The 6,221-nt window shown below is 32.1% G+C and carries 10 protein-coding genes; 6 read left to right on the top strand and 4 right to left on the bottom strand.

Features of this window, described 5'->3' with window-relative positions; all coding sequences use genetic code 11:
* Positions 1–98: 98 nt before the first annotated feature.
* The 4 genes from BHU68_RS12090 (at position 99) to BHU68_RS12075 (ending at position 1,602) form a co-directional block, all read left to right on the top strand.
* Positions 99–434: a hypothetical protein gene (locus BHU68_RS12090; protein WP_069471855.1), complete on the top strand. Its 336-nt coding sequence runs from the start codon at positions 99–101 to the stop codon at positions 432–434.
* A 127-nt stretch (positions 435–561) separates the two neighbouring features.
* Positions 562–906, top strand: a complete 345-nt coding sequence (locus BHU68_RS12085; protein WP_069471856.1) for a C25 family cysteine peptidase — start codon at positions 562–564, stop codon at positions 904–906.
* Positions 878–1,132, top strand: a complete 255-nt coding sequence (locus BHU68_RS12080) for a C25 family cysteine peptidase (RefSeq protein WP_069472877.1) — start codon at positions 878–880, stop codon at positions 1,130–1,132. Before BHU68_RS12085 ends, BHU68_RS12080 begins: the two co-directional genes overlap by 29 nt.
* Entirely contained in the window at positions 1,075–1,602 is a 528-nt protein-coding gene (locus BHU68_RS12075; RefSeq protein ID WP_083234998.1) for a C25 family cysteine peptidase, read from the top strand. The genes BHU68_RS12080 and BHU68_RS12075 overlap by 58 nt, the downstream gene beginning before the upstream one ends.
* A gap of 20 nt (positions 1,603–1,622) precedes the next feature.
* Here the strand turns inward: BHU68_RS12075 and BHU68_RS12070 are convergent, their stop codons facing one another.
* A complete protein-coding gene (locus BHU68_RS12070; RefSeq protein WP_069471859.1) occupies positions 1,623–2,093 on the bottom strand; it encodes a DUF3368 domain-containing protein in 471 nt (156 codons plus the stop codon).
* Entirely contained in the window at positions 2,090–2,347 is a 258-nt protein-coding gene (locus BHU68_RS12065; protein ID WP_069471860.1) for a UPF0175 family protein, read from the bottom strand. The genes BHU68_RS12070 and BHU68_RS12065 overlap by 4 nt, the downstream gene beginning before the upstream one ends.
* A 186-nt stretch (positions 2,348–2,533) precedes the next feature.
* On the opposite strand from BHU68_RS12065, the gene BHU68_RS12060 reads away from it, so the two are divergent.
* Positions 2,534–3,982 (top strand): carboxypeptidase regulatory-like domain-containing protein, encoded by a 1,449-nt coding sequence (locus tag BHU68_RS12060; protein WP_069471861.1) that lies wholly within the window; start codon positions 2,534–2,536, stop codon positions 3,980–3,982.
* A gap of 291 nt (positions 3,983–4,273) precedes the next feature.
* Here BHU68_RS12060 and BHU68_RS12055 read toward each other — a convergent pair whose 3' ends face one another.
* Together BHU68_RS12055 and BHU68_RS12050 are read right to left on the bottom strand one after the other, a co-directional pair.
* Positions 4,274–5,014, bottom strand: coding sequence for a hypothetical protein (locus BHU68_RS12055; RefSeq protein ID WP_069471894.1), 741 nt, complete (start codon positions 5,012–5,014; stop codon positions 4,274–4,276).
* Between the two features lie 91 nt (positions 5,015–5,105).
* Positions 5,106–5,417 (bottom strand): hypothetical protein, encoded by a 312-nt coding sequence (locus tag BHU68_RS12050; protein ID WP_069471893.1) that lies wholly within the window; start codon positions 5,415–5,417, stop codon positions 5,106–5,108.
* Positions 5,418–5,957: 540 nt separating this feature from the next.
* On the opposite strand from BHU68_RS12050, the gene BHU68_RS12045 reads away from it, so the two are divergent.
* Positions 5,958–6,221: hypothetical protein (locus tag BHU68_RS12045; protein WP_141700083.1), on the top strand; the 264-nt coding region annotated here is incomplete at its 3' end.

Below are 6,221 nucleotides of genomic sequence, written 5' to 3'. Positions count from 1 at the left end.
GGAGTAGTAACTTTGATGTTGGGCTTTCTATTGTCAGCCCAACCTACACATATGAAATTACATAAAACCCATCAACCGGTAAATTTGGGGCTGAGCTGTTGGATGTTAATAAACCAGTTAAAGAATTCGTAGAGCTTGGTGTTAGAGAAATTTTACGCGATATTCCAGTTAGTCGTTTACGAGTTTTGCCATGTCAAGTTTTAAGAATTGAAACTACAGAAACCGGTATTTATAGATTATATTATCAACAATTAGTAAAGGCTGGAATGCCAGCAGCAATAATTCCAGAAAATTTACAACTATTTAATCAAGGTAAAGAAGTTGCGGTTACAATTAATTTACCAGAACAATTTCTTGAATTTTATGCAGAATCCAAAGTTTATTGGTTATATTTTGGGGAAGACGCGAGTCGAAAGGGTTTTGGCACAGACTAAATGCTTTAGATGTTAAAAATTATAACATTCCCTCACAAAATTCAGCAACAACAATCAAGGTAGCTTTTTATGGTTACACTACAGCGGCTCCTCATCCCAATCATCATACATTAATGATTGGATATAATTGCATGGCAAAGATGCTATTATAAATAAAATACATAGTCCAAAAAATATAGGTATTTGGCAATCACCTGAACTAAAAAATCCAAACAACGGCGCAGATTATATACTAATTACCACCAAAGAATTTTTACCAGCAGTAGAACCATTAGCCCAATTACGCCGCCAACAAGGTTTGCGGGTTAAAACTGTAAGCGTCGAAGACATTTATAATGAATTCAATCATGGCTTAGCTGATTCAGCCGCTATTAAACAATTCTTAGCTTATGCCTATAAAAACTGGGCTAAGCCAGCACCAAATTATGTATTTCTAGTTGGAGATGCCAACTCATCTCTATGTCAGTGCTGAAAATATAATAACTCCTGATGACAACTGGTATGTAAGTGTGGCAGCAAATGACAATTTACCAGACATGTTGATTGGTAGAATTCCGGGAAACAATCCAGAAATGGTAAGGCAAATAATTCATAAAATCATATGTTTTGAGAATTCAACTAATGAAGCACCTGATAAAGTATTAAGCGTTTATTTAAGATATTACCAACACAATATGAAGCTGATAAAATTTATTTAGAACCACACGTAGAAGCAAGCCAAGCCAATCAAGACATAATTGCTAGCATAAACAATGGTGTAATGATGAGCAATTATATTGGACATGGCACAATAGACAAATGGAGTATTGACAAAGGATTATTTAAATCAAGCGATGTAGAAAAGCTAAACAATGAACAACTAATCTTTGCTCTAATGCTGACATGTATCAATGGATACTTCATAAGCTCCTATGCTTATTCCCTTGCCGAAGAAATGGTAATAGCCAAAACAGGGGCGATTGGAGTATTTGCCGCCAGCAATTTTACCTATTTATGGGAAAATGCGATCTTAGCCAAATATATATTTGACAGCGTCTTCAAACAAGGCAATAGAAAATTAGGTTTAATTACCACCCAAGCCAAGATAAAAGCATATGAACAAGGGGCATCAGCAGAAGTTTTAAGGATGTTTACCCTTTTTGGTGATCCTGCGCTTCGGTTGAAATAAGCTTTTTTGGTGTAACATATTTACAGTTCTTTTGCTTTTCCTAGAACTAATGTATAAATTTTTTCATCAATAAAAATATTTGATTGTTTTAAAATTTTTACAAGAGGTTTGATTTTTGTTACATATCCTTTCTCTTTTGCTTTTAATAATACTCCCAAACTACCAATTACATTTATATTAAAACTTTTAGCAAATTTTTTTGCCTTTTTATCATCACATAAAAAAAAGTTTGCTTCCATTTCTTTATATAAAATAATCGCTTCACTCTCTCCAATACCAAGGGATATATTAAAGTTAATATTAGTAGATATTGTTTTTATTCTATTTTGACAATATTCTTTTAATTCTGGTGATTCTTTTTTATTTACCATTGTAATTTCATTAAATACTGCCTGTGGAATAAAAACATCACCAAATAATTTCTCTAATATTTCAAGTTTATTTACAATTGATAATGTTATTAATGCTGAACTATCTGCTATTAATATCATAAATTTTTCATTAAGTTTAATTCATCTTTTAATTCGTCTTCATCATAACTAATAATCGAAATTTTATTTTTTTTACATTCAATTATGAATTGATAAATAGATAAACCTGCAAATTCACTTGCCTGCTCTAATGAAAATTTACTATTTTTAAATAACATTAACGCGGTATTCAATTTAATGGTTTTACTTAACTCATTTACGCTTTCATTTAAAGTTAATGGAGTAAAATCAGGTATTATTAATGATAATTGCATAGCTATTCTTTCACATTACATTTACAAAATATTTTAGTCATCATTCATCTTAATGTCAAGCTAAATTACTAAGTTTAAATTCATATACTTAGAATTTAATTTATTTTTTTTTGGCAAACTTCATCAAAATGTCCGTCTTATAATATCGTAAATTTAAAATTTAATATTTAACTTGGAGACATAAACATGTCAACGCGACATTTAAAGAAAAAACGTAGCGATAGAATACGATCTATTGTTTTTGTTGGTTTGATGGTGATATTTGCCAGTAATAAAGTACTTGCAGATGTAAGTGAGTACTTTGCTGGTACTACAAATGTTCCTAATGCAACTGTGCGGATTAACGAGGCAGTTGGAAAAACCAATAAAGATGGTTCTTTTGGATTTCATGCCAAAAGAGCTGATCAATATGCAATTAGCGTAAGCAAACCGGGTTATGCCTTAGTTTCTATAATTGAAAAATGGCCTAACAAGAATCTTGTTTTTACTCTTAAAAAAGCAGAACTTATCTCAATTAGCATTGCAGACCATAGCAAAGGAATTACCATAAAAGATTCTCGTAATACTAATATTCAATTACCGGCGAATGCTTTTGGTAAGGTAAATGAACCTATAAATGCCTATGTATATACCTATGATTTGGCAAATGAAGCAATGCCCGGTGATATGAGTGCCGTCAATAGTCAAGGTGAAACTACTTACTTGCTAAGTGCTGGTGTTTTCTGGGCTGAATTTGTAGGTGCCTCTTCAGGGAAAAAGTACGAGTTGGCTACAAATGCTACTATTTCTGTACCAACTCCAGCAAACAAAGAAAATGAAGCAGCAAAACTATGGTCTTTTAATGAAGCTACTGGCAAATGGATAGAAGAAGGTTTTGTTCGTAATTTGAATGGAAGATTGGAAGGAAAAGTAAAGCATTTTTCAGCATGGAACTTTGACTGGGAAAAAAAGGAACCTGCTTGTGTGAAAATTGAGCTTACAAAGTCACTTTTTGATACTTATAATATTGGTGGTTCTCCACAAACTGTTCAAATTAAAGTAGTGGTAACTTCACCATCAGGCGTAGTTAATACAAGAACCAATACATCCAATAATGTTACAACTCCTCCTTGGCTAATTGCAATATACAATATACCATCTAATAGCACAGCGGAAGTTTTTGTTAAAGATCCATCATCTGACACTTTTGTATCACGCGGTACGGTAAATGCAGGCGCACCATGGGGAGGTACTGGTATTCCACCTAATCCTTATGATGTTTGTAATGGTAAAATAACCTTAAATCCGCCATCACTATCAGTAAGCCTAGATTCATTCACAGCCAACGTCACTGATGGCAAAGTAACCATAAATTGGACCACTGGAACTGAAACCAACAACGCTGGTTTTACTCTTTGGAGAGCTACACCAATAGATGGGCAATGTTCTCTTGAACCTTCTAATTATCAAGATGTAAGACAAGTTCAACCTTTGGTTTATTCTAAATCTCAAGATGGAGTCTTGGGTGCAAGTTATTCTGAACCAGATCAAAATGTTGAAGCTGGTGTAACATATTGTTATGGTTTAGAAGATATTGAATATGATGGAACACGTACTTTCCATGCTGATAAGATCATATCTGCTACATTGGATTAATTTGCAGACCTGTCAGGTTTTTAAAACCTGACAGGTCTTAACGAATTACCTAAATCAGTTAAATATATCTTCTAATTTTGCCTTATGTACGGGACTAAAGTCCCAACTCCATTATTAAAAACTACAGGGATTGCATATAAGCAGGGATAATAGTAATAGATATGCCTATATAATCCATGCTTATATGCAATCCCTGTAGTTATGGTTTCCATTTATCAAATTATTGTTCTGTAAATTAAAAAACCATCAAAAAATATGAACTTGGAGCCTCAGCAGAAGTTTTAAGGATGTTTACCCTTTTTGGTGATCCTGCGCTTCGGTTGAAAAACTAATGTCTTTTTCTTTTATTAAATCTGGCATTAAACCTGTCATTGCCGTAATCGTTTCTATATCCATCCCTGCATTAAGCATTTTTTTGGCAATTTCCAGTGCTTTAGTATCTTTTGCTTCTTGTTTTTGATCTTTTAAATATTCTTCTTCGGAATATTGATTTTTCATTTTTGCATATTCTTTGGGGGTTATTTTATCCTTTTTTATTAATGCAAAAATATCTTTAATAATTTCATTATTATAATCACTTTCTTCAACTTGTTCATCTAAACTATCATCAATCGCTTTGAGCCATTCTCGATAAGGTTCTGGTGTTTCATCGCTTGCATATTTAGGAGAAACATAAATAATTTTATGTTGAGTCTCGCCAATACCTGTTCCATCAAGTTTTTTAGGTTCAAAATCGGTAATTGATATATCAGTTTTATGTTTATCACCTGAAGTTAAAACAACAATTGTGAAGACTTGCATATTGGGTTGATAATGGAGAAAACGGTCATAATGGTCACTATACCGCTTATGTTGAATATCAATAATTACACGATTTTTTTTATCCTCAGCAAATAAATATTTTTCAGTTTCTACTTTATCAATTTCAATATCTATCCCAATTAAGTCTTTAACAAAAGCTGTGAATATATAAGGTTGAGAAAAGGCTTTTTTAAAAATAACGCCATAGCGTAAAGAGGCAACTTCAATCATAATTTTATTCCGTCTTGATAAAGCAATTCCTACTGAATAATCTGAATTAACTGACAGACCTGTCAGGTTTTAAAAACCTGACAGGTCTTATCTAGTTAAATATATCTTCTAATGTATCACTGGTGATGATTTTTTCTGATACAATCTCTAATTGTTCCAAAGTCATTGTTTCTAATTTAGACTTATATTTTTCTGGAATATTTGATTTAAATTTAAGGGATAATTGCTTTTGTATAGAATCAATTATACCTTCACGTCTTCCTTCAGTAACAAAACGTTTTTTAGCTTTTTCCCAAGCGGCTTCGTCTTTGATTTCTGATAATAATTCTGGATCTATGTCTTGTTTGGCAATGGAATCCATAATTTTTTGCCATAATTTGTTTGGATAAGTTTTTTTATCCATTTTTCCATCTAATGAACCTTCAATAAATTCTAACCATTTCCGTATTTTATCTTGTCATCGTGAGGTGTGTTGATAATAAGCAGTATAGTATATATTGTACGATCAAAACTGTATTCTTTATAACCATCAACTTGTTCTGCCATACTAATAAAGTGGTTATAAAACGATCAAAAAAATCGTCTTGTTTGACATGCTGAATTTCTACAATAATACGTTGTTCAACATAGTAAAACTAATTTTGGCAAAATTCATCAAAATGTCCGTCTTATAATATCGTAACTCGAAAATTAGATTATATCTGCTACATTGAATTAAGAATATCTAAGTACTGAAGCAGTCATAAATATTATCCCTGCTTATATGCAATCTCTGTAGTTCTTACGCAGCTAATAGTACAAAGCTGCGCTTTGGACTCCATATTATTTATTATTTAATTCAATCACTTATAATTATTTTTGATTTTTTTTGGCAAAAATAATCAAAATGTCCGTCTATATAATATATAGATTATCATTCATAATTATTTATAAGGAAGACATCATGTTTAAGAAACAGACAAAAGTAGTTTTAATAGCTACTTCAATAGCATTTGCTAATACGGGGTTTTTAATTTTTCCTCAGCTAGCCTCTGCGGCTCCACCACATAATCCAAACTTGTATTATCTTGATGGTCAGAGGCCAATGAATGTCTGGGAAATGACCAGTTATTTGGATAGATCCTCAAAGCATCAGCAAAAAATAGTACAGCAGATTTGTTTTACTGCTCCAAGTCTAGCTGCTGATACTCATTGTGCTTATGACTGG

The sequence above is a fragment of the Candidatus Marithrix sp. Canyon 246 genome, from assembly GCF_001723685.1.
In the GTDB taxonomy this organism is placed as follows: domain Bacteria; phylum Pseudomonadota; class Gammaproteobacteria; order Beggiatoales; family Beggiatoaceae; genus Marithrix.
The sequence above is the reverse complement of the archived record's forward strand: the minus strand, read 5'-3'. Positions and strand labels throughout refer to the sequence as shown.